Raw genomic sequence first — 21,037 nt, forward strand, 5'->3', positions numbered from 1 at the left:
TCGATGCGTGACCGATCCGCCGAGGGTCGCCGACCCGGCCGGATGACCTGCGGGCTAACCTTGCCGGCATGCGTCTCTCCGCCCGGGTCGACTACGCCCTCCGCGCGGCCGCCGAGCTCGCCGCGATGGCCAGTGGCCCCGGGCGGGGCCGGCCGGTCACCGCCGACCAGATCGCGCGTGCGCAGGAGATCCCGCCGAAGTTCCTGGAGAGCATCCTGCTGCAACTGCGTCGGGGCGGCATCGTGCACGCCCAGCGCGGCCCGGAGGGCGGCTACTGGTTGGCCCGTCCGGCCGAGGAGATCTCCCTCGCGGAGGTGATCCGGGTGATCGACGGGCCGCTCGCGCACGTCCGGGGGCAGCGCCCCGAACAGCTCGGCTACCACGGCCCGGCCCGTGCCCTGCAGGAGGTCTGGATCGCGCTGCGCGCCAGCGAGCGGGAGATCCTCGAACTGGTCAGCGTCGCCGACGTCGCCGCCGGTACGTTGCCGGCCCGCGTCACCGAGCTGGCCGCCGACCCGCGCGCCTGGATCTGAGTTGGCAGCCGGCACGTTGCCGGCCCGCGTCACCGAGCTGGCCGCCGGCCCGCGCGCCTGCACTCTGCCCGCCCGCGTCACCGAGCTGGCCGCCGACCCGCGCGCCCGCACCTGAGCGCGGCCGATCCCGGGCCCGATACCACTGCTTCCGCGAGATCTTGGACAGTTTCCGTCTGCGCTGAACGGAAACTGTCCAAGATCTTGCCGTGGTGCAGGAGCGTGCGCGGTCGCGACGCCGCGCGGGGGCGCGTCCGGGCGGTTGGTCTGCGGGAATGCGTCGCATTGCCGGGGTACGTCGTGTGGCGGTCCGGCCCGGCCGCGCCTCGCGATGGCGTCCCATCCCCCGGTCGAGGGCTTGACCCCGGCTGCCCCGTACCGCATTGTCGACCAAGTCGATAGGAGATGCCGAAAAGTCAGGGGGCGCTCGTGCGCAAGCTGCTGGTCCTCGCTCTGGTCGGGCTCGTCGCGCAGTTGATCGATGGTTCGCTCGGTATGGCGTACGGGTTGACCTCGTCCACGTTGCTGCTGGTCGTCGGGGTCGCTCCCGCTGCCGCCTCGGCGTCGGTGCACCTGGCCGAGATCGGCACCACGCTCGCGGCCGGGGTCGCGCACTGGCGGTTCGGTAACGTCGACTGGCGGGTGATGACCCGCATCGCCCTGCCCGGCGCGATCGGCGCGTTCGCCGGGGCCACCCTGCTCAGCTCGATCTCCACCGAGTCAGCCGCGCCGTGGATGGCCGCCATCCTCTTCACCCTGGGCGCGTACCTGCTGCTGCGCTTCGCCCGACCGCTGCGTACCGACCGGGCCGGCGGGCGGCTGCGCGGGCGTTTCCTCGGCCCCCTGGGCCTGGTCGCCGGCTTCGTCGACGCGACCGGCGGTGGCGGGTGGGGCCCGGTCGCCACCCCGGCGCTGCTGGTCTCCGGTCGCATGGAGCCCCGCAAGGTGATCGGCTCGGTCGACACCGCCGAGTTCGTCGTGGCCGGCGCCGCCAGCGTCGGGTTCCTGATCGGGCTGGGCACGGAGGGGTTCCTCCTCCCCACCGTCGTGGCCCTGCTGATCGGCGGGCTCATCGCCGCCCCGCTGGCCGCCTGGCTGGTACGCATCGTGCCCGCCCAATTGCTGGGCGCGGCGGTCGGTGGCGTGATCGTGCTGACCAACGCTCGCACCCTGATCCGGTCCGCCGAGCTGGACGGCCCGCTCCGCCCCACCCTGTACGCCCTGCTGGCCGCCGGTTGGCTGACCGCGCTGGTCTTCGCCGTGCGGGCCCTACGCCGTACCCGCCGAGCCCGCGCCACCGCCGCGACCGCCACCGGACCGTCGGCAGTCGTTGCGGCGCCGACCTCGTCCGGCTCGGGTACGGCCAAGCCGGGCGAGGCGGACGCTCACGCGCCGGTCGGGCTCACTGCGGCCGCTACCCCGGCCGCCCGCTGACCCCCTGGGCGCACTGTCCCCGGTGAGCGATATACCTGTGAGTCATATTGATGACTCACAGGTATATCGCTCAGTCGAGTCCCGGCTCCGTGGGTGATGCCCTGCGCTGGCCGCGATGCCGGCGACCTGGCGCCGACCAGCGGCGCTCCCGCGGCCCCCGACGACCGGCAGCGCTTTCGGCCGTAGGTCAGCGGGCCAGCAGCGTGTCCGCCGCCTCGGCGAGCAGCGCCCACGCCTCGTCGACGTGCGCCTCGGTGGTCTGCGGTGCGCCGACGGCCAGCCGCAGCGTGTAGCGGCCGGCCACCCGGGTGTGGGTCAGGTGGACGCGTCCGGTGCCGTTGACCCGGGCCAGCAGCTCGGCGTTGGTGTCGTCGTCGGCGCGCAGCCGGAAGCAGACAAGCGAGAACGGGTGCTCCGCGGCCAGTTCGAACCGGTCGTCGGCGCGGACCCGGTCGGCGAACCGGGCGGCCAGCGCCACGCCGGAGCGGATGTGCGCCCGCAGCCCTTCGGCGCCGTACCAGCGCAGCACGAACCACAGCTTCAGGGCCCGGAAGCGGCGGCCCAGGGGCACCTGCCAGTCCCGGTAGTCGATCACCGCCCCGGATTCGGAGGCGGCGTTGCGCAGGAACTCCGGGAGCACGGTCAGCGCTTCGATCAGTTCGGCGCGGTCGGCCACCCAGAACGCGTCGCAGTCGAAGCCGGTGAGCAGCCACTTGTGTGGGTCGAAGCAGTAGGAGTTTGCGTACTCCAGGCCGGCGTGCGACCAGCGCAGCTCCGGGCAGACGGCGGCGGCGCCCGCGTACGCCGCGTCCACGTGCAGCCAGATTCCGTACTCGGCGCAGATCGCCCCGATCTCGGGCAGCGGATCGACGGCGGTGGTGGAGGTGGTGCCGATGGTGGCGACCACGATGGCGGGTACGTCCCCGGCGGCCAGGTCCGCCTCGATCGCGGCCCGCAGCGCGTCGGGGCGCAGCGCCTGGGTGTCCGGGTCCACGTCGATCGGCCGGATCCCGTCACCGCCCAACCCGGCGATCCGTACGGCCTTCTCGATCGAGGAGTGCCCGTGCACGGAGGTGTACGCGCGATAGCGCCTGTCGATTCCGGTGACGCGCCAGCGACCCGCGCTGGCGCGGTGCAGCGCGGCCAGGGTGGCCACCAGGGTCGCCGAGGAGGCCGAGTCCTGGATGACGCCGCCACCGGCGCCTGTCGACCGGAAGCGCTGCGGCAGGTCGAGCAGCTGGGCCAGCCAGTCCATCATGACCGTCTCCAGCTCGGTGCAGGCCGGGCTGCTGGCCCACAGCATGCCCTGCACGCCGAGGCCCGAACTGACCAGGTCGCCGAGCAGACTCGGGCCGGAGGTGTTCGCGGGAAAGTAACCGAAGAAGCTCGGGTGCTGCCAGTGGGTCAGCCCCGGTAGGACGATCGCGTCCAGATCGGCGAGGACCGCCTCGACCAGCTCGCCGCCGGTGGTGGGTGGCGCGCTCGGCAGGGCCTTGGCCACCGTCCCGGGCGGGTCGGCCGGGGCGACCGGACGCTCGTGCAGTGTCGTCCAGTAGTCGGCGATCCAGTCGACGACGGCGTGGCCGGCGCGGCGGAACTCGTCCGGGTCCATGTGCGGGGCGCTCACCCGGACGAGTTGATCAGGCGGCGCGGGGGAGGGTCAAGAGCCGCGTGGCGTGACATCCATCGATATTGCGGAGCGGAAAGCGCTTGCCCTACGATGCGGCTGAGCCGGATCCGCGAGTTCCAGGGCGTTTCACCCCGACCAGATCGCCGTTCGTCGCCGCGGCGGCGGGCCGTTCACCGTGCTTCCCGGGCAGGGCAGGTGGACCACAGCGGTCATCACCGGATCCTCCGGAGGCAGTTCATGCACCCGTTACGACAACGGCTGATCGTGCTCGCCGCGTCGACGGCCACCGCCGTCGTGGCCGGCGCCGTCGGCACGGTCGTCGCCTCGGCCGCCGCCGTCGGCTGTCGCGTCGACTATCAGGTCACCAACCAGTGGCAGGGCGGCTTCGGCGCCAACGTCACCATCACCAACCTCGGCGAGGAGGTCAACGGCTGGGCCCTGACCTGGTCGTACGCCGCCGGCCAGCAGGTCACCCAGGCGTGGAACGCCACCGTCAGCCAGTCCGGCACCCAGGTGACCGCGCGCAACGTCGACTACAACGGCGTCCTCGCCACCAACGGCACCGCCTCGTTCGGGTTCAACGCCTCGTGGACGAGCAGCAACCCGGCGCCGGCCAGCTTCGCGCTCAACGGCGTCACGTGCACCGGGGCGGCGGGCACCGACGGCCCGACCACCCCGCCCCCGACCACCCCACCGCCCACCACGCCACCGCCCACCACGCCACCCCCGACCACCCCACCGCCGACGACGCCGCCACCCACCACGCCTCCGGCCGGGGCGAAGCAGATGGAGAACCTGGACCGAGGGTTGATCAGCGTCCGCTCCGGCAGCGGTAACCTGGTGTCCTGGCGGCTGCTCGGCACCGAGACCTCCGGCGTGGCGTTCAACCTCTACCGGGGCTCGACCAGGGTCAACGCCAACCCGATCACCGGCGCCACCAGCTACCTCGACAGCGGCGAGGCGGCCGGGTCCGCGTACACCGTGCGGGCCGTGGTGGGCGGCGCCGAGCAGGCGGCGTCCGCGCCCGCCCTGCAGTTCGCCAACGGCTACCTGGACGTGCCGTTGCAGGTGCCGGCCGGCGGGACCACCCCCAGCGGCGAGAGCTACACCTACAGCGCCAACGACGCCTCCGTCGGCGACCTCAACGGCGACGGCACCTACGAGATCGTGCTCAAGTGGGATCCGTCCAACGCCAAGGACAACTCCCAGTCCGGCTACACCGGCAACGTCTACGTCGACGCGTACACCCTGACCGGCACCCGGTTGTGGCGGGTCGACCTGGGCCGCAACATCCGCGCCGGCGCGCACTACACCCAGTTCCAGGTGTACGACTACGACGGCGACGGCCGCGCCGAGGTGGCCATGAAGACCGCCGACGGCACCCGCTCCGGCACCGGTCAGCTCATCGGTTCGTCGTCGGCGGACTACCGCAACTCCAGCGGCTACGTGCTCTCCGGCCCGGAGTACCTGACCATGTTCAACGGTCAGACCGGCGCGATCGCATCCACCGTGAACTACGACCCGCCGCGCGGCACCGTGTCGTCCTGGGGCGACTCGTACGGCAACCGGGTGGACCGGTTCCTCGCCGGCACCGCCTACCTGGACGGTCAGCGTCCCTCGCTGATCATGGCCCGGGGCTACTACACCCGGGCGGTCATCGCGGCGTGGGACTTCCGCAACGGCACGCTGACCAAGCGCTGGACGTTCGACTCGAACGCCTCCGGCAACGGCGCCGCCGCCGGCCAGGGCAACCACCAGCTCTCCGTGGCCGACGTCGACGCCGACGGCCGCCAAGAGATCGTCTACGGCGCCGCCACCATCGACGACAACGGTCGGTTGCTCTACTCGACGGGCAACGGGCACGGCGACGCCCTGCACGTCGGGGACCTCGACCCGGGCCGCGCCGGCCTGGAGGTGTTCAAGGTCGACGAGGACGCGAGCAAGCCCAGCTCCTGGTTCGCGGACGCCCGTACCGGTCAGATCCTGTGGTCCACGCCGGCCTCCGGCGACAACGGCCGGGGTGTCTCCGCGGACATCTGGGCGGGCAGCCCCGGCGCGGAGTCGTGGTCGGCGGCGGTTGCCGGCCTGGCCAACACGCGCGGGCAGAACGTGGGGCGCAAGCCGTCGTCGATGAACTTCCTCGCCTGGTGGGACGGCGACCCGGTCCGCGAGCTGCTGGACGCCACGAAGATCGACAAGTACGGCACCAGCGGCGAGACCCGGCTGCTCGACGGCAGTGGGGTGGCGTCCAACAACGGCACCAAGTCCACGCCCGCGCTCTCCGGCGACATCCTGGGCGACTGGCGCGAGGAGGTGATCTGGCGGACCACCGACAGCCGGGCGCTGCGCATCTACAGCACGCCCACTCCGACCAGCACCCGGATCTACACCCTGATGCACGACCCGCAGTACCGGGTGGCGATCGCGTGGCAGAACACCGCCTACAACCAGCCGCCACACCCGGGGTTCTTCATTGGCGACCAGATGGCTAGCCCACCGACCCCGAACATCTACCTACGCTGATCTGACTCTGGCGGTCCTGATCGGGTTCGCCTAAGGTGGCAGGCACCGGGCCGCAGCCGCGGAATCCGCACAGCTGCAGCCCGGTGCTCCACACCGCGGCATTCCCGACCCGTCCCGACCGGGAATGCCGTACCACCACCGGCACCAACATTAGGCACCGTCCGGGTCGCGGGGGTGACGCTGACGTGAAGATCGTGTTTCACGCGTCCCGGCGCAGACCCCCCGCCACCTGCTCGGCGATCAACTCGTACGACCGCACCCGGTCGGCCACGTCGTAGACCAGGGTGGTGAGCATCAGCTCGTCCGCACCGGTGCGCTCCTGCAACTCGGTCAACTGCCGGCGCACCGTCTCCGGCGAGCCCAGCGCCTGACCGTCACGCCGCGCCAGCACGAACTCCCGCTCGATCTCGGTGTACGGGTACGCCGCCGCCTCGTCGGGCGTCGACAGCGGCTCCGGTCGACCGGAGCGCAGCTTCAGGAACGACAGCGCGCTCGGACCGGCCAGCCACTCGGCCCGCTCGTCGGTCTCGGCGCAGACCGCGTTGACGGCCACCATCGCGTACGGCTTGTCCAGCCACTGCGACGGCCGGAAGTTCTGCCGGTACAGCGCCAGCGCCGGCAGCGTGTTCGCCGAGCTGAAGTGGTGCGCGAACGAGAACGGCAGACCGAGCAGGCCGGCGAGCTGGGCGCTGAAACCGCTGGAGCCGAGCAGCCAGATGGCCGGCTGCTCACCGCGACCCGGCGTGGCGATGATCTGCCCCGGCTTCTCCCCGCTGAAGTAGTCCATCAGGTCCGTCAGCTCGCGCGGGAAGTGCTCTGCGGACAGGCCCTCCATGGTGCGGCGCAACGCCAGCGCGGTCACCTGGTCGGTGCCCGGGGCCCGCCCGATGCCCAGGTCGATCCGACCCGGGTGCAGCGCCTCCAGGGTCCCGAACTGCTCGGCCACCACCAGCGGCGCGTGGTTGGGCAGCATCACCCCGCCCGAGCCGAGGCGGATCGTCGACGTGTTCGCCGCCAGGTGCGCCAGCAGGACCGCCGGCGCGGAGCTGGCGATCGCCGGCATGTTGTGGTGCTCGGCCACCCAGAAGCGGTGGTAGCCCAGCTCCTCGGTGCGCCGGGCCAGCTCGGTGGTGGCCTGCAGGGCCGCGCCAGCGGTGGTGCCCTTGGCGACCGGGGCAAGATCAAGAACAGACAACGGTACGGTGATCACACGCAGTGCCAACTCCCTGGCCTGCCCATTCATTCCGGCCGCCGCTCACCCCACCCCGCGGGCCTGCTCGAAGATCAGGCTGGTCTGCGTGTGCTGCACCACCGGATCGACCGCGAGATGATCCAGCACGAAGTCCCGCAGCGCGTCACCCGACGCCGCCCGCACGTGCAGCACGTAATCCTCCGCGCCGGCCACGTGGAACACCGACACCACCCCGGGCAGGCGCACCGACCGGGCCCGGAACGCGTCCACCGCCGCCCGCTCGTGCGCGGTCAACCGCACCGACACCAGCGCCTGCAACGGCAGGCCCAGCGCGGCCGGATCCACCTCGGCGTGGAAACCCCGGATCGCCCCGCGCTCGCGCAACGCCCGTGTCCGAGTCAGACACGTCGACGGCGCCACCCCCACCCGCTCGGCGAGCGCGTTGTTCGGCAACCGGCCGTCCGCCGCCAGCTCGGTGAGGATCGCGCGGTCCACCTCGTCCAGGGCCGGATACGGCCGCACTTCGTTCGGCTCAGGGGGCATCCGAGCATCCTCCACCGAATCTCCTGACGAAGCCAGCCCTCATCTCAGAATTATTCACCAACCCATTGCCCTCTCGGCGCCGGATGTTCGACGCTACCGCCATGACGACGGTGGACACCCGGGCCGTACACGCCGGCCGCGACGACCTGCGCACGCTCGGTGTGCACGTGCCACCGATCGACCTCTCCACCACCAACCCACTGCCGTCGGTCGACGACGGCGGCAACGCCTACGAACAACTCGCCACCGGCGGCACCCTCCCCGCCGACGGCAGCGCCGTCTACCAGCGGCTCTGGAACCCCACAGTCGCCCGCTTCGAAACCGCCCTCGCCGAACTGGAGGGCACCGCCCAGGCCGTCGCCTTCGCCAGCGGCATGGCCGCCCTCACCGCCACCCTGCTCGCCGCCACCCGCGACGGCCACCGCCACATCGTCGCCGTCCGACCCCTCTACGGCGGCACCGACCACGTCCTCGCCACCGGCCTGCTCGGCACCACCGTCACCTGGGCCCACCCCGACCAGGTCGCCGCCGCCGTCCGCCCCGACACCGCACTGGTCGTCATCGAGACGCCCGCCAACCCCACCCTCGACCTCGTCGACATCGCCGCCCTCGCCACCGCCGCCGGCGACGTACCCCTGCTCGTCGACAACACCGTCGCCACCCCCGTGCTCCAACAACCCGCCCGGCACGGCGCCACCCTCGTCCTGCACAGCGCCACCAAGAGCATCGGCGGGCACGGCGACGTCCTCGCCGGCGTCGTCGCCTGCGACGCCGACTGGGCCGTCCGACTGCGCCAGGTCCGCGCCGTCACCGGCGCGATCCTGCACCCCCTCGGCGGCTACCTCCTGCACCGCGGCCTGCAGACCCTGCCGCTGCGGGTCCGCGCCCAACAGGCCACCGCCGAGAAACTCGCCGGCTGGCTCGCCGACCACCAAGCCGTACACCGGGTGCACCACCCCTCGGTGTACGACCCGGCGGCGCTCGTCGGACGCCAGATGTCCGGACCCGGCAGCCTGCTCGCCTTCGAGGTACGCGGCGGCGCACCCGCCGCCGCCACCGTCGCCGCCGCCTGCCGGCTGATCACCCACGCCGTGTCCCTCGGCGGCGTGGACACCCTCATCCAGCACCCCGCGTCGCTCACCCACCGGCCCGTCGAGGGCGACGCGAAGCCCGACGGCGCGCTGCTGCGCCTCTCCGTCGGCCTGGAGGACCCCGACGACCTGCGCGCCGACCTCGCCCAGGCGCTCGACACGATCGCCTGATCAGCGCAGCTCGCGGTTGCCCAGCACCCGGGTCGGTGCGCCCTCCCGCGCCACCCGCAGCATCGCCCGACCGATCCCGTCCGTCGTGGTTACCTGGTTGGGGAAGAGGCGCCGCAACAGCGGGAACAGCGGACGGGTGACCGCATACCCCAACCGGTACCACCGCGTCTTCGACACCGCCCCGTGCGTCGGCTGGATGAAGCCCGGCCGCGCGGCATACCCGTTGGGCAGCAGGTCGATGATCGCGTTCTCGGCACGGCCCTTGACCCGCGCCCACATCACCCGACCCTGTTCGGTCGAGTCGGTCCCCACACCCGAGACGTAGACGAACGTGACCTGCGGACTCACCTCGGCAAACACCCGCGCCGCAGCGAGGGGATAGTCGAAGCTGATCCGGGTGTACGCCGCCTCGTCCAGACCCAGCGACGAGACGCCCAGGCAGTAGAAGCAGGCGTCGACGTCGGTGAGCTCCGCGCGTACCGCCTCCAGGTCACCCACGTCGGGGACCGTCAGCTCCCGCAGCTTCGGATCCTGCCGACCGGTCGGCCTCCGGCCGACGGTGAGCACCTCCCGCACGTCCTCGGCGAGCAGACACTCCCGCAGCACGCCCTGGCCGACCATCCCGGTCGCACCGAAGATGACCACCCGCATCAGTACCCGCCCTCCGTCGTCAACACCCGCACAGGCTCCCACGCACGGCACGTCCGCCACCCACTCCGCCGGTCGATCATGAAGCTATTGCCCTCGATGTCGGCGTGTCGGCGCAACAACTTCATGATCACCAGGGCTGGGCGGGTGACCTGGCGGCGGGTCAGGACTTGGGGCCTACGTGCCGGTCCAGCGCGGCGACCGCGTTGCGCCGCGCCACCGAGAGGGAGTTGCGGCGGTTCATCCGCCAGGCGACGCCGAGCAGGTCGAGGCTCCACTGGCAGAGCCCCATGATGTCGGTCGACTCGTTGGTGAACATGTAGCGCGGGTAGACGTAGTCCCTGCCGCGCATTGTCACCCGGTTGGCGACGCGGCAGCCGTCGGAGTGGAACAGCCCTCTCAGGAAGTCGCCGGGGTGCTGTTCGATGATCGGCCTTTGCCAGTCGGCGAGGACGATCGGTCGCTCGTGCTTCCTGCCAGGACCGTGCTGCGGGAGCAGGCAGGGCCAGTGAAGGCCGTAACTCTGTACGCCCACGCAACCCTGCTTCTGGACCCGTTGCACCTTCGAGGCCAACACGGCTCGCATGGCCACATCGCACGCCTCGATCAGCCCGGGCCAGTCATTGGAACAGTAGATGCGCAACACCGGAACACGCGCCGTCGTCACCAGGTGGCCGTCGCCCAAGTAGAGACCGAGCAGGTAGGCGTAGGCCGCGGGGTTGGTCGGATTGTCGATATCCGGCCGACATCGGAAGCAGCGCAGCTCCGTGCCGTGCCGCGCCGGTTCGGGTCGGTCGACGCACCAGTGCCAGACGGTTGCGTACGGCAACGAGAGCTTCCGAGCTACGGAAGAAATGCTGTGTCCGCGAACGCGGAGTGCGCGGGCCTGTGCCCGCATCTGCGGTGGATGCACGTCCACATCGTCGAACAGCTGTATGACAAGTGTGCCGGGAGCGGGATTCGAACCCGCAAGCCCTTTCGGGCAGAAGTGTTTGAGACTTCCGTGTATGCCGTTCCACCATCCCGGCGGGTGGCGCCTACTGTACCCGACTACTCTCATGCGGGAGCATGGGTGGTAGCCGTGCAGTGATCGATGGTGGGGGTAGGGCTGGTGGCTGAGATGCCGACGGATGCCGAGCGCAGGCGCGTACTGATCGCCGAGGACGAGGCGCTGATCCGGCTGGACCTCGCCGAGATGCTGGTCGAAGAGGGCTACGAGGTGGTGGGGGAGGCCGGCGACGGCGAGACCGCCGTGCGCCTGGCCGAGGAGCTGAAGCCTGACCTCGTCATCCTCGACATCAAGATGCCGATCATGGATGGGCTGGCCGCCGCCGAGCGGATCGCCGGCGCCCGGATCGCTCCGGTGATCATCCTGACCGCGTTCAGCCAGCGGGATCTGGTGGAGCGGGCGCGGGCCGCGGGCGCGATGGCGTACCTGGTGAAGCCCTTCCAGAAGAGTGACCTGGTCCCGGCGGTGGAGATCGCGCTGTCGCGCTACTCGGAGGTCGCGGCCCTGGAGGCCGAGGTCGCGAGCCTGACCGACCGCCTGGAGATCCGCAAGACGGTCGAGCGCGCCAAGGGCGCGCTGATGACGACGTACGGGATGACCGAGCCGCAGGCGTTCAAGTGGATCCAGCGCACGGCGATGGACCACCGGATGACCATGAAGGAGGTCGCCGAGCGGATCCTCGCGGAGACCGCCGGCGGCGAGGTGGCGCAGCAGCCGACCGTCTGAGCGGGTCTGCCCAGCTCGGGGGTCACCGCGCACGACGGGCGGTGGTTAGCATCGACGGGTGTCCGTCCGACGGGTGATCGCGGTGTTCGGCCTCTTCGCGCTGCTGCTCGCCGGCTGTGACGGGCCGGCCGCGCCGACCGGTGAGCGGTCGTCCGCTGCCGCCGCGCCCATGCTGCGGCCGGCGTGGCAGGCGTTGACGCTGCCGGCGCCGCCGGGTGGCGCGGGCCGCCTGTTGGTACGCGACGTGGCGGCGTGCGCGGGCCGGTGGTTCCTGGTCGGCGGGGTCGCGGACGCCGCTGGCGGCACGCGCCCGGCGGTCTGGACCAGCGTGGACGGTACGGCGTGGACGGTCCTGCCGGTGCGGGCGGATTCGTTCTACGGCAAGCAGAACGTGCTGTCGTCGGTGGCGTGCCGCGACGGCCGGGCGGCGGTGATCGGCGCGAAGGTCGGCGGGGCGCACGGCTACCCGCGGGTGAGCACATGGCGGCAGGTGGCCGACGGCGCGCTGGTCGAGGTGCAGGCGTCCTTCGAGACGTACGGCGGGCCGAAGGCGGTGAACGTGTCCCGCCTGGCGGCGGGTCCGTCGGGTTGGTTGATCGTGGGCAACCGTTCGGCGGGTGCGGCCTCCTGGGTGTCGTCACCGGAGGCGGCGGAGTTCGCGCTGGTGGAGGGCGCGCCGGGGCTGGCGAGTGACAGCACAGGGGTGACCTGGGCGTTCGACGCGGCGGCGACGTCGTCGGGTTGGCTGGCCGTGGGTGGTCTGCTGCCGGCGGGCCGGATCGACCGGGACCCGGCGGTGTGGTCGTCGCCGGACGGGCGGTCGTGGCAGCGCACGGTGTTGCCGGGTGGTCCGGAGTACGAGGAGTTGCAGCGCGTGGTGCTGGCCGGCGGGGTGCCGGTGGCCGTCGGGCTGCGGGGGGCGACGTTCGGCGCGTGGCGTCAGGAGGCGGCGGGCTGGGTGGCGGCGGGGGCGTTCGGTCGGCGGTCCGCGGCGGGGGTGCCGCAGGTGGCGTCGCTGGTGGCCTCCGGTGATCGGCTGTTCGCCGCAGTGACGGACGGTGCGCGTTACTCGGTGTGGGTGTCGACGGATCGGGGTGGATCGTGGCGGGAGGCCGCGATGCCACTCGATGTGGCGGCGGGTGCCGACCGGGACGTGGCGCTGGTCGCGGTGGGTGACCGGTGGTGGCTGGCGGTGGACGACGGTTCGCGGTCCGGGTTGTGGTGGGCGGGCGGGGTGGGCACCTGAGGGTGGGGCCGGTGGCCGGGCGGCCGACTGTCGGATTGTTTGCGCAGGTCAGATTGTCTTTTCGGTGGGCTCCGTCGGTCCGGGTGGGTGGGCGGGCGCTCAGACCGACCGTGGGCTTAAGGACCGATCGACGGATTCACCTGTTACGCGCATCGACAGGATTGCCCGCGTCTTCGTAACGGTTTCGCAGACCCCGCGTTCAGGCCTTCCGGGACGGTATGCGGTGTCGGTACGCTCCGCCATCACGAGCCGTTACGCAGGGGGCGTCCCTGCGGGGTGGGTGGATCTGCGGTCTGCGTGCTGTCGCCGTCACTACGGGTCAGTCGCGTCCGCATCTGGAGGAGGTCAGGAAGCCGTGAGGCGAAGCTATGTACGGGCGCTGGGCACCGTTGCGCTCGCCGCGACCCTGGTGGTCGCGGCAGGTTGCCAGGATTCCGGTGGCGGCGACGGTGGGACCGCGTCCGGTGACTGCGGTGGCAAGATCGCGATCTTCGGCGCGTTCACCGGTGACAACGCGGGTCTGGTGATCCCGTCGCTCAACGGCGCGAAGCTCGCCGTGAAGCAGTTCAACGAGGCGAACCCGAACTGCAAGGTCACCATGCAGGATTTCGACACCCAGGGTGACCCGGCTGTCGCGACCCCGTTCGCGAACCAGATCGCGGGTGACAACTCGTTCCTCGGTGTCATCGGTGGTCACTTCTCCGGTGAGTCGGATGCCACCATGCCGATCTACCAGGCCGCGGGCCTGGCGATGGTGGCCCCGTCGGCCACCCGCACCGACCTGACCCAGAAGGGCAACACGTCCTTCTTCCGGGTCGTCGGCAACGACGGCACGCAGGCCGGCGCGGTGGCGAGCTACCTGAAGGCGCAGAACGCCGCGAAGGTCTTCATGATCGACGACGCCAGCGCGTACGGTGCCGGCATCACCGACGAGCTGGGCAAGCAGCTCGGCCCGCTGGTGGTCAACAAGGACAAGATCCAGGAGCGGCAGGCGCAGTTCGACGCCACCATCTCCAAGATCAAGGCCGCGCAGGCGGACTACGTCTTCTACGGCGGTTACACCCGTGAGGCCGCCCCGCTCGTGAAGCAGATGCGCGCTGCCGGTGTCCAGGCCAAGTTCGTCGGCCCGGACGGTCTGTACGACCCGGCGTTCCCGAAGGGCGCCTCCGGCGGTGCCGAGGGCGCGATCATCACCTGCCCGTGCCTCCCGGCCGACAAGGCTGGCGGCACCTTCTCCGCCGACTACCAGAAGGAGTTTGGCATCGCGCCGGGCTCCTACGGTGCGGAGGGCTTCGACGCCGCCAAGATCTACCTGGACGCCTTCAAGGACGGCAAGAAGACCCGGGCCGACATCCTGGCGTACGTGAAGGCGTACGACAAGCAGGGTGTGTCGAAGTACATCAAGTTCGACTCCAAGGGCGACGTCGACCCGTCGAAGGTCGTCATCTGGGCCTACCAGATCAAGGGCGAGGCCATCGAGCCGCTGCAGGAGCTCAAGCTCAGCTGACGCCATGGCGATGGAGTGCGGCCGGGGTGTCTCACCCCGGCCGCACTCGATTCAAGGAGACCCCCGGTGCATTTCGATGAACTGATCGGTCATCTCGGCCAGCACACGGTCGATGGCCTTTCCAAGGGCGCTATCTACGCCCTGATCGCCCTTGGTTACACACTCGTCTACGGCGTCCTTCGTCTGATCAACTTCGCGCACTCCGAGGTCTTCATGGTCGGCACCTTCGCGGTGCTGATCCTGTGGAACCAGCTCGGCGTGGAAAATAACCCCCCTGTCGGCCAGGCGATCCTGTTCCTGGTGCTCGGCCTCATCGTCGCGGCGGTCGCCTCGGGCGGTACGGCTCTGGCGCTCGAACGGGTCGCGTACCGGCCGCTGCGGCGCAAGAACGCGCCGCCGCTGATCTTCCTGATCACCGCGATCGGTCTTTCGCTGGTGTTCGTGGAGCTCTTCGGGCAGGTGCTGCCCAAGCTGCTGGGCGGCGCGCTGCCGGATGTGTTCGGCCGGCCCCGGCAGATCGTCGGTATGCCGACGATCATCCAGCAGGAAACCCTGTTCACCATCGGCAACACCGGGATCACCAACATCCAGGTGATCGTGTTCGTCGCGGCCGTGGTGATGATGGCGCTGCTCGACTGGTTCATCAACCGCACCCGGTACGGCCGGGGCGTGCGCGCGGTGGCGCAGAACCCGGAGACGGCCGCGCTGATGGGCGTCAACCAGGAACGCGTCATCATGCTGATCTTCGTGCTGGGTGGCATCATGGCCGGCGCGGCCGCGCTGCTGTGGAGCATGCGGTTCGGCTTCACCCAGAACAGCATCGGCTTCGTGCTCGGCCTGAAGGCGTTCACCGCCGCGGTCCTGGGCGGCATCGGTAACCTGCGCGGCGCGCTGCTGGGTGGCCTCTTCCTCGGCATCGTCGAGGTCTACGGCGCCACGCTCTTCGCGTCCAACTGGGAGGACGTCATCGCCTTCGTGGTGCTGATCGTGGTGCTGATGTTCCGGCCGACCGGTCTGTTGGGCGAGTCGCTCGGGAGGGCCCGCGCATGATCAACAAGATTCGCTCCGCAGATCAGCGGCGGGTGACGCTGCTGACCGGCATCGGCGACCGCTGGCGGGCGCTCACGAAGTGGCAGCAGGCCCTCGGGCTGGCCGCCTTCGTGGCGATCCTCTACTACCTGCCGCTCCTCGGCATTCCGGGCCTGACCTGGCTGCGTACCGACTCGATCGAGGGCGGCAACAACTGGGCGGGCGTGCTCTTCGTCTGCGCCATCTACGTGCTGGTCGCGATCGGCCTGAACGTGGTGGTCGGTCTCGCCGGCCTGCTCGACCTGGGCTACATCGGCTTCTTCGCCATCGGCGCGTACAGCGTGGCGTTGTTCGGTTCGGTGAACTCCCCGGTGGTGAAGTGGATCCAGCAGGAGTTCAACCTCCCGCCGACGTGGGCGGTGACCTGGGCGATCTGCCTGTTCATCGCGATCGTGCTGACCATGATCTCCGGGGTGCTGCTGGGCTGGCCGACGCTGCGGCTGCGCGGTGACTACCTGGCCATCGTGACGCTGGGCTTCGGCGAGATCATCCGGATCGTGGCCCGCAACGCCACCGGTCTGACCAACGGCCCGGTGGGCATCTCGGCCATCCCCGGTCCGGAGGGTGCGCCGTCGCCGGACAACAAGGTCTTCGGCCTGATCGACGCGAAGCCCTGGTACTGGTTGGCGATCACGTTCGTGCTGATCATGGTGTTCCTGGTTCGCCGGCTGGAGCACAGCCGGGTCGGCCGGGCGTGGCTGGCGGTGCGCGAGGACGAGGACGCCGCCGCGGTGATGGGTGTCTACCCGTTCAAGTTCAAGCTCTGGGCGTTCGCCATCGGCGCGGCGCTCGGCGGCCTGTCGGGCTTCCTCTTCGGCAGCCGGAACGCGTTCATCGACCCGACCCAGTTCAACGCGAACCTGTCCATCCTCTTCGTCGCGATGGTGGTGGTCGGTGGCTCCGGCAACATGATCGGCGTCTCGCTCGGCGCGGTGCTGCTGGCGTACCTGCCGGAGCGGTTCCGCGACTTCGCCGACTACCGGTGGCTGGTCTTCGGCCTGGCCATGGTTTTGGTGATGATCCTGCGTCCGCAGGGCCTGGTCCCGAGCCGGCGGCGTGCCCGCGAGTTCAAGGACCGCGCGGAAGAGGCAGAGGAGGTGCCCGCTCATGTCTGACCAGACCACCAGCACGTCAGCGCCGAAGATCCCGACTCAGCCGGGGCCTCGGCAGGTGCTTCTCGAAGTCGACGACGTCACGCTCCGCTTCGGCGGCGTGGTCGCCCTCGACAAGATCAATTTCCAGATCTACGAGGGCGAGATCCTCGGCCTCATCGGGCCGAACGGCGCCGGCAAGACCACCAGCTTCAACGTGATGACCGGGGTCTACAAGCCGACGTCGGGCGCGGTCCGGTTCCGGGGCCAGAAGGTGACCGGCCGCAAGCCGCACCAGATCAGCCAGTTGGGCATCTCCCGGACGTTCCAGAACATCCGTCTCTTCCCGGAGATGACGGCGCTGGAGAACGTCATGGTCGGCACGGACTCCCGGCACAAGACAAGCGTGCCGGGGGCGCTGTTCCGGCTCTACCGGGTGCGACCCAAGCCGGAGGAGCTGCCGCAGGTCACCGCCGCGTCCGGGATCGCCCGGACCTGGCAGCAGGTGCGCCTGTCGGCCGCGAAGATCTTCGGCCTGTCCCGGCACATCCTGGAGGAGCGGGCGGCGGAGGCCAAGGCGCTCGAGTTGCTGCGCTTCGTCGGGATCGCCGACCGGGCCAACGACGAGGCGCGCAACCTGCCGTACGGCTACCAGCGCCGGTTGGAGATCGCCCGCGCGCTGGCCACCGAGCCGAAGCTGATCTGCCTGGACGAGCCGGCCGCCGGCTTCAACCCGGCGGAGAAGGAGGAGCTCCTCACCCTGATCCGCAAGATCCGTGACATGGGCCTGACCGTCCTGCTCATCGAGCACGACATGCGGCTGGTCATGGGTGTCACCGACCGGATCGTGGTGCTGGAGTTCGGCCGCAAGATCGCCGAGGGTGCGCCCGCGGAGGTCAGCCGCGATCCGAAGGTGATCGCCGCGTACCTGGGGGAGCCCGCCGATGAGCCTGCTTGAGCTCGAGAACGTCGCCGTCGCGTACGGCCGGATCGAGGCGTTGCACGGGATCAGCCTCACCGTCAACGAGGGTGAGGTGGTGGCCCTGATCGGCGCGAACGGCGCCGGTAAGACCACCACGATGCGGGCCATCTCCGGGACCAGGGCGCTCAGCACCGGGAAGATCACGTTCAACGGTGAGGACATCAGCAAGCTCCGGGCCGACCTGCGGGTGGTGCGGGGGTTGTGTCAGTCGCCGGAGGGGCGGCAGATCTTCCCCGGCATGACGGTCATGGAGAACCTGGACATGGGGGCGTACACCCGGCGGGACTCCGCCGGCATCGCCGCCGACCTGGAACGGGTGCTGACCCTCTTCCCCCGGCTGGCCGAGCGGCGCAAGCAGGCCGGTGGCACCCTCTCCGGCGGCGAGCAGCAGATGCTCGCGGTCGGTCGGGCGCTGATGAGCCGTCCGAAGCTGCTGCTGCTCGACGAGCCGTCGATGGGTCTGGCACCGCTGGTGATCCGGCAGATCTTCGACATCATCACCGAGATCAACCAGCAGGGCACCACGATCCTGCTGGTCGAGCAGAACGCCCAGCAGGCGCTCTCCCGGGCACACCGCGGCTACGTGCTGGAGACCGGCCGGATCGTGAAGGAGGGGTCCGGCCAGGACCTGCTGCACGACCCGTCGGTCAAGGAGGCGTACCTCGGCGTGGCCTGAGCCACCGCATCCGGCGGCCGGTCGTCCCCTCGCGGGCGGCCGGCCGTCGGCGTACGTGCCGTGGTGGGTGTTTTCGCGCCGGCGGCGCGGTGCCGCCACCCGGGGTTGTCGGTGCGACGGACTAGAGTCGCTGCCGTGACAGCTACGACGCCGCGCCTGCTCCTCGTCGACGGACATTCCCTGGCATACCGGGCGTTCTTCGCCCTGCCGGTGGAAAACTTCTCCACCACGACGGGTCAGCCGACCAACGCGGTGTACGGCTTCACCTCGATGCTGATCAACGTCCTGCGCGACGAGCAGCCCACCCACATCGTCGTCGCCTTCGACGTCTCCCGCCGGTCCTTCCGCACGGAGAAGTACGCGGAGTACAAGGCCGGCCGCAGCGAGACGCCGACCGACTTCAAGGGCCAGGTCAGCCTCGTCAAGGAGGTCCTGGCGGCGCTGCAGATCCCGGTGGTCGAGATGGAGGGCTTCGAGGCCGACGACGTCATCGCGACGCTCGCCTGCCAGGCCCGCGACCAGGGCATGTCGGTGCTGATCAGCAGCGGCGACCGCGACGCGTTCCAACTCGTCGACGATCAGATCACCGTCCTCTACCCGCGCAAGGGCGTCTCCGACCTGGCCCGGATGGACCCGGCGGCGATCGAGGCGAAGTACGGCGTCGGGCCGCAGCAATACCGGGACCTGGCCGCGTTGGTCGGCGAGACCAGCGACAACCTGCCCGGCATCCCCGGCGTCGGCCCGAAGACCGCCGCCAAGTGGATCACCACGTACGGCGGGGTGGAGGGCGTGATCGCCCGCGCCGACGAGATCAAGGGCAAGGCCGGCGACAGCCTGCGCGAGCGGCTCGCCGACGTGATCCGCAACTACGAGATCAACCGGCTCGTGTCCGATCTGGAGCTGCCGCTGCGCCCGGAGGACACCCGCTGGGCCGGCTGGGACCGGGAGGCCGTGCACCAGGTCTTCGACACGCTGGAGTTCCGCATCCTGCGCGACCGCCTCTACCAATATTTGGAGGCCGTCGAGCCGGAGGCCGAGTCGGGCTTCGACCTGACCGGTGAGGTGCTCACCGAGCCGGGTGGGCTCGCCGCCTGGCTGGGCACGCACGCCCCGACCGGCACCCCGGTCGGGCTCGCGGTCAAGCTCGACACCGGCCCCAACCGCCGGCACACCGCCTCGATCACCGGCCTGGCGCTGGCCAGCGCCGGTGGCGCGGCCGCCTGGGTGGACCCGACCGGGCTCGACGCCTCCGACGAGAGCGCCCTCGCGGCCTGGCTGGCCGACGCGCAGCGGCCCAAGGTGCTGCACGACAGCAAGCCGGCGGTGCTGGCCTGCGCCGCACACGGCTGGGAGCTGGCCGGCATCGTCCGCGACACCCAGATCGCCGCGTACCTGGCCCGTCCCGACCAGCGGTCCTACGACCTGACCGACCTGGCCCTGCGCTACCTGCACCGCGAGCTGCGGGTGGACGCGCCCGAGACCGGGCAGCTCACCCTCGACGGGCTGGGCGACGAGAGCGTGGCCGAGCAGAACCTCATGCTCCAGGCCCGCGCCACCCTCGACCTCGCCGACGCGATCGACGCCGAGCTGTCCCGTGACGGTGAGCAGTCCGCGCGGCTGATGGCCGGGGTGGAGCTGCCGCTGATGCGGGTGCTCGCGGGCATGGAGCGCACCGGCATCGCCGCCGACAACGACTACCTGCACGAGTTGGAGGCGCACTTCGCCGGCGAGGTCAAGACCGCCGCGCAGGGTGCGTACGAGGCGGTGGGCCGAGAGTTCAACCTCGGCTCGCCCAAGCAGTTGCAGGAGATCCTCTTCACCGAGCTGGGCCTGCCGAAGACCAAGAAGATCAAGACGGGCTACACGACCGACGCCGACGCCCTGCAGTGGCTCTACGCGCAGCAGCCGCACCCGGTGCTGGCGCACCTGCTGCGCCACCGCGACGTCGCCAAGCTCAAGTCGACGGTGGACGGCCTGCTCAAGTCCGTCTCCGACGACGGCCGGATCCACACCACCTTCAACCAGACGGTGGCGGCCACCGGGCGCCTCTCCTCGACCGAGCCCAACCTGCAGAACATCCCGATCCGCACCGAGGAAGGCCGGCGCATCCGCCGGGCCTTCGTGGTGGGTGAGGGGTACGAGTGCCTGCTCACCGCCGACTACAGCCAGATCGAAATGCGGATCATGGCGCACCTCTCCTCGGACGACGCGCTGATCGAGGCGTTCAACTCCGGGGCCGACTTCCACGCCGCCACCGCCTCGTCGGTCTTCGGCGTGCCGGTCGACGAGGTCACTCCGGACCAGCGGCGCAAGATCAAGGCAATGAACTACGGCCTGGCGTACGGGCTCAGCGCGTTCGGTCTGTCCCAGCAGCTCAACATCAACACCGAAGAGGCGCGCGGCCTGATGGAGAACTACTTCGCCGGCTTCGGCGGAGTGCGTGACTACCTGCACCAGGTGGTCGCCAAGGCCCGTCAGGACGGCTACACCTCCACGATTCTGGGTCGCCGCCGCTACCTTCCCGACCTGGTGAGCGACAACCGGCAGCGCCGCGACATCGCCGAGCGGATGGCTCTCAACGCCCCCATCCAGGGCTCGGCCGCCGACATCATCAAGGTGGCGATGCTGCACGTCGACACCGCGCTCGCCGACGCCGGCCTGCGCTCCCGGATGCTGTTGCAGGTGCACGACGAACTGGTCTTCGAGGTCGCCCCGGGTGAGCGGGAGGCGTTGGAGGCGCTGGTGCGGCGTGAGATGGGTGGGGCGTACCCGCTGTCGGTGCCGCTGGAGGTGTCGGTCGGCGAGGGTCGGGACTGGAACAGCGCGGATCACTGATTCTTTCGTGGTTGCGGTGGGGGGTTCCGGGGGGGGCCCCCCCCCCCCCGGGGGGGCGGGGGGGGGGCGGGGGGGGGGGGGGGGGCCCCCGCCCCCCCCCCCGGGGCCCCCGGC

Annotated in this window: 17 protein-coding genes and 1 tRNA gene; 12 read left to right on the forward strand and 6 right to left on the reverse strand. The window is 70.6% G+C overall.

Translation table 11 applies throughout. The features are described 5' to 3' along the window. The first annotated feature begins 68 nt into the window (after positions 1–68). A complete protein-coding gene (locus ACGGAQ_RS12450; RefSeq protein ID WP_393047736.1) occupies positions 69–533 on the forward strand; it encodes an RrF2 family transcriptional regulator in 465 nt (154 codons plus the stop codon). Positions 534–959: 426 nt separating this feature from the next. Then, entirely contained in the window at positions 960–1,964 is a 1,005-nt protein-coding gene (locus ACGGAQ_RS12455) for a sulfite exporter TauE/SafE family protein (protein WP_393047739.1), read from the forward strand. A 187-nt stretch (positions 1,965–2,151) separates the two neighbouring features. On the opposite strand, the gene ACGGAQ_RS12460 is transcribed toward ACGGAQ_RS12455, so the two are convergent. Then, complete coding sequence (locus ACGGAQ_RS12460; protein WP_393047741.1) at positions 2,152–3,591, reverse strand: pyridoxal-dependent decarboxylase; 1,440 nt, start codon at positions 3,589–3,591, stop codon at positions 2,152–2,154. A 240-nt stretch (positions 3,592–3,831) separates the two neighbouring features. Here ACGGAQ_RS12460 and ACGGAQ_RS12465 point away from each other — a divergent pair, with 240 nt between their 5' ends. After that, positions 3,832–6,117: a cellulose binding domain-containing protein gene (locus ACGGAQ_RS12465; RefSeq protein ID WP_393047744.1), complete on the forward strand. Its 2,286-nt coding sequence runs from the start codon at positions 3,832–3,834 to the stop codon at positions 6,115–6,117. 199 nt (positions 6,118–6,316) lie between these two features. On the opposite strand, the gene ACGGAQ_RS12470 is transcribed toward ACGGAQ_RS12465, so the two are convergent. Together ACGGAQ_RS12470 and ACGGAQ_RS12475 are read right to left on the reverse strand one after the other, a co-directional pair. After that, positions 6,317–7,339 carry an LLM class flavin-dependent oxidoreductase gene (locus ACGGAQ_RS12470; protein WP_393047746.1) on the reverse strand — a complete coding sequence of 341 codons (1,023 nt, stop codon included), beginning with the start codon at positions 7,337–7,339 and terminating at the stop codon, positions 6,317–6,319. A gap of 33 nt (positions 7,340–7,372) precedes the next feature. Continuing rightward, positions 7,373–7,852: an Lrp/AsnC family transcriptional regulator gene (locus ACGGAQ_RS12475; RefSeq protein ID WP_393047749.1), complete on the reverse strand. Its 480-nt coding sequence runs from the start codon at positions 7,850–7,852 to the stop codon at positions 7,373–7,375. An 83-nt stretch (positions 7,853–7,935) separates the two neighbouring features. Here ACGGAQ_RS12475 and ACGGAQ_RS12480 point away from each other — a divergent pair, with 83 nt between their 5' ends. Then, positions 7,936–9,114, forward strand: a complete 1,179-nt coding sequence (locus ACGGAQ_RS12480; protein WP_393047752.1) for a trans-sulfuration enzyme family protein — start codon at positions 7,936–7,938, stop codon at positions 9,112–9,114. Here the strand turns inward: ACGGAQ_RS12480 and ACGGAQ_RS12485 are convergent, their stop codons facing one another. The 3 genes from ACGGAQ_RS12485 to ACGGAQ_RS12495 form a co-directional block, all read right to left on the reverse strand. After that, positions 9,115–9,765, reverse strand: coding sequence for an NAD-dependent epimerase/dehydratase family protein (locus ACGGAQ_RS12485; RefSeq protein ID WP_393047754.1), 651 nt, complete (start codon positions 9,763–9,765; stop codon positions 9,115–9,117). A gap of 160 nt (positions 9,766–9,925) precedes the next feature. Then, positions 9,926–10,675, reverse strand: coding sequence for a transcriptional regulator (locus ACGGAQ_RS12490; protein ID WP_393047756.1), 750 nt, complete (start codon positions 10,673–10,675; stop codon positions 9,926–9,928). Between the two features lie 32 nt (positions 10,676–10,707). Then, a tRNA-Leu gene (locus ACGGAQ_RS12495) sits at positions 10,708–10,790 on the reverse strand. Positions 10,791–10,873: 83 nt separating this feature from the next. Between ACGGAQ_RS12495 and ACGGAQ_RS12500 the strand changes: the two genes are divergently transcribed. The 8 genes from ACGGAQ_RS12500 (at position 10,874) to polA (ending at position 20,923) form a co-directional block, all read left to right on the forward strand. Then, a complete protein-coding gene (locus ACGGAQ_RS12500; RefSeq protein WP_234584542.1) occupies positions 10,874–11,497 on the forward strand; it encodes an ANTAR domain-containing response regulator in 624 nt (207 codons plus the stop codon). 58 nt (positions 11,498–11,555) lie between these two features. After that, positions 11,556–12,743, forward strand: coding sequence for a hypothetical protein (locus ACGGAQ_RS12505; RefSeq protein WP_393047759.1), 1,188 nt, complete (start codon positions 11,556–11,558; stop codon positions 12,741–12,743). Between the two features lie 355 nt (positions 12,744–13,098). Further along, positions 13,099–14,250, forward strand: coding sequence for a branched-chain amino acid ABC transporter substrate-binding protein (locus tag ACGGAQ_RS12510; RefSeq protein ID WP_393047761.1), 1,152 nt, complete (start codon positions 13,099–13,101; stop codon positions 14,248–14,250). 66 nt (positions 14,251–14,316) lie between these two features. Next, on the forward strand, positions 14,317–15,300 hold the full coding sequence (locus ACGGAQ_RS12515; RefSeq protein ID WP_393047763.1) for a branched-chain amino acid ABC transporter permease: 984 nt from the start codon (positions 14,317–14,319) through the stop codon (positions 15,298–15,300). Next, complete coding sequence (locus ACGGAQ_RS12520) at positions 15,297–16,454, forward strand: branched-chain amino acid ABC transporter permease (protein ID WP_393047765.1); 1,158 nt, start codon at positions 15,297–15,299, stop codon at positions 16,452–16,454. Before ACGGAQ_RS12515 ends, ACGGAQ_RS12520 begins: the two co-directional genes overlap by 4 nt. Further along, positions 16,447–17,388: an ABC transporter ATP-binding protein gene (locus ACGGAQ_RS12525; RefSeq protein ID WP_393047768.1), complete on the forward strand. Its 942-nt coding sequence runs from the start codon at positions 16,447–16,449 to the stop codon at positions 17,386–17,388. Before ACGGAQ_RS12520 ends, ACGGAQ_RS12525 begins: the two co-directional genes overlap by 8 nt. Then, positions 17,375–18,088, forward strand: a complete 714-nt coding sequence (locus ACGGAQ_RS12530) for an ABC transporter ATP-binding protein (RefSeq protein WP_393047770.1) — start codon at positions 17,375–17,377, stop codon at positions 18,086–18,088. The genes ACGGAQ_RS12525 and ACGGAQ_RS12530 overlap by 14 nt, the downstream gene beginning before the upstream one ends. A gap of 135 nt (positions 18,089–18,223) precedes the next feature. Then, the gene (gene polA, locus ACGGAQ_RS12535) at positions 18,224–20,923 is read left to right on the forward strand and encodes a DNA polymerase I (protein WP_393047772.1); all 2,700 of its coding nucleotides are present in this window, start codon (positions 18,224–18,226) and stop codon (positions 20,921–20,923) included. Positions 20,924–21,037: the final 114 nt, after the last annotated feature.

It is taken from the genome of Micromonospora sp. NPDC047557 (genome assembly GCF_043205095.1).
Classification (GTDB): Bacteria; Actinomycetota; Actinomycetes; order Mycobacteriales; family Micromonosporaceae; genus Micromonospora.

Coding starts and splice junctions, on each gene's coding strand:
- ACGGAQ_RS12450 (WP_393047736.1), top strand. CDS start 69: ATGCGTCTCTCCGCCCGGGTCGACTACGCCCTCCGCGCGGCCGCCGAG.
- ACGGAQ_RS12465 (WP_393047744.1), top strand. CDS start 3,832: ATGCACCCGTTACGACAACGGCTGATCGTGCTCGCCGCGTCGACGGCC.
- ACGGAQ_RS12475 (WP_393047749.1), bottom strand. CDS start 7,852: ATGCCCCCTGAGCCGAACGAAGTGCGGCCGTATCCGGCCCTGGACGAG.
- ACGGAQ_RS12480 (WP_393047752.1), top strand. CDS start 7,936: ATGTTCGACGCTACCGCCATGACGACGGTGGACACCCGGGCCGTACAC.
- ACGGAQ_RS12485 (WP_393047754.1), bottom strand. CDS start 9,765: ATGCGGGTGGTCATCTTCGGTGCGACCGGGATGGTCGGCCAGGGCGTG.
- ACGGAQ_RS12520 (WP_393047765.1), top strand. CDS start 15,297: ATGATCAACAAGATTCGCTCCGCAGATCAGCGGCGGGTGACGCTGCTG.
- ACGGAQ_RS12525 (WP_393047768.1), top strand. CDS start 16,447: ATGTCTGACCAGACCACCAGCACGTCAGCGCCGAAGATCCCGACTCAG.
- ACGGAQ_RS12530 (WP_393047770.1), top strand. CDS start 17,375: ATGAGCCTGCTTGAGCTCGAGAACGTCGCCGTCGCGTACGGCCGGATC.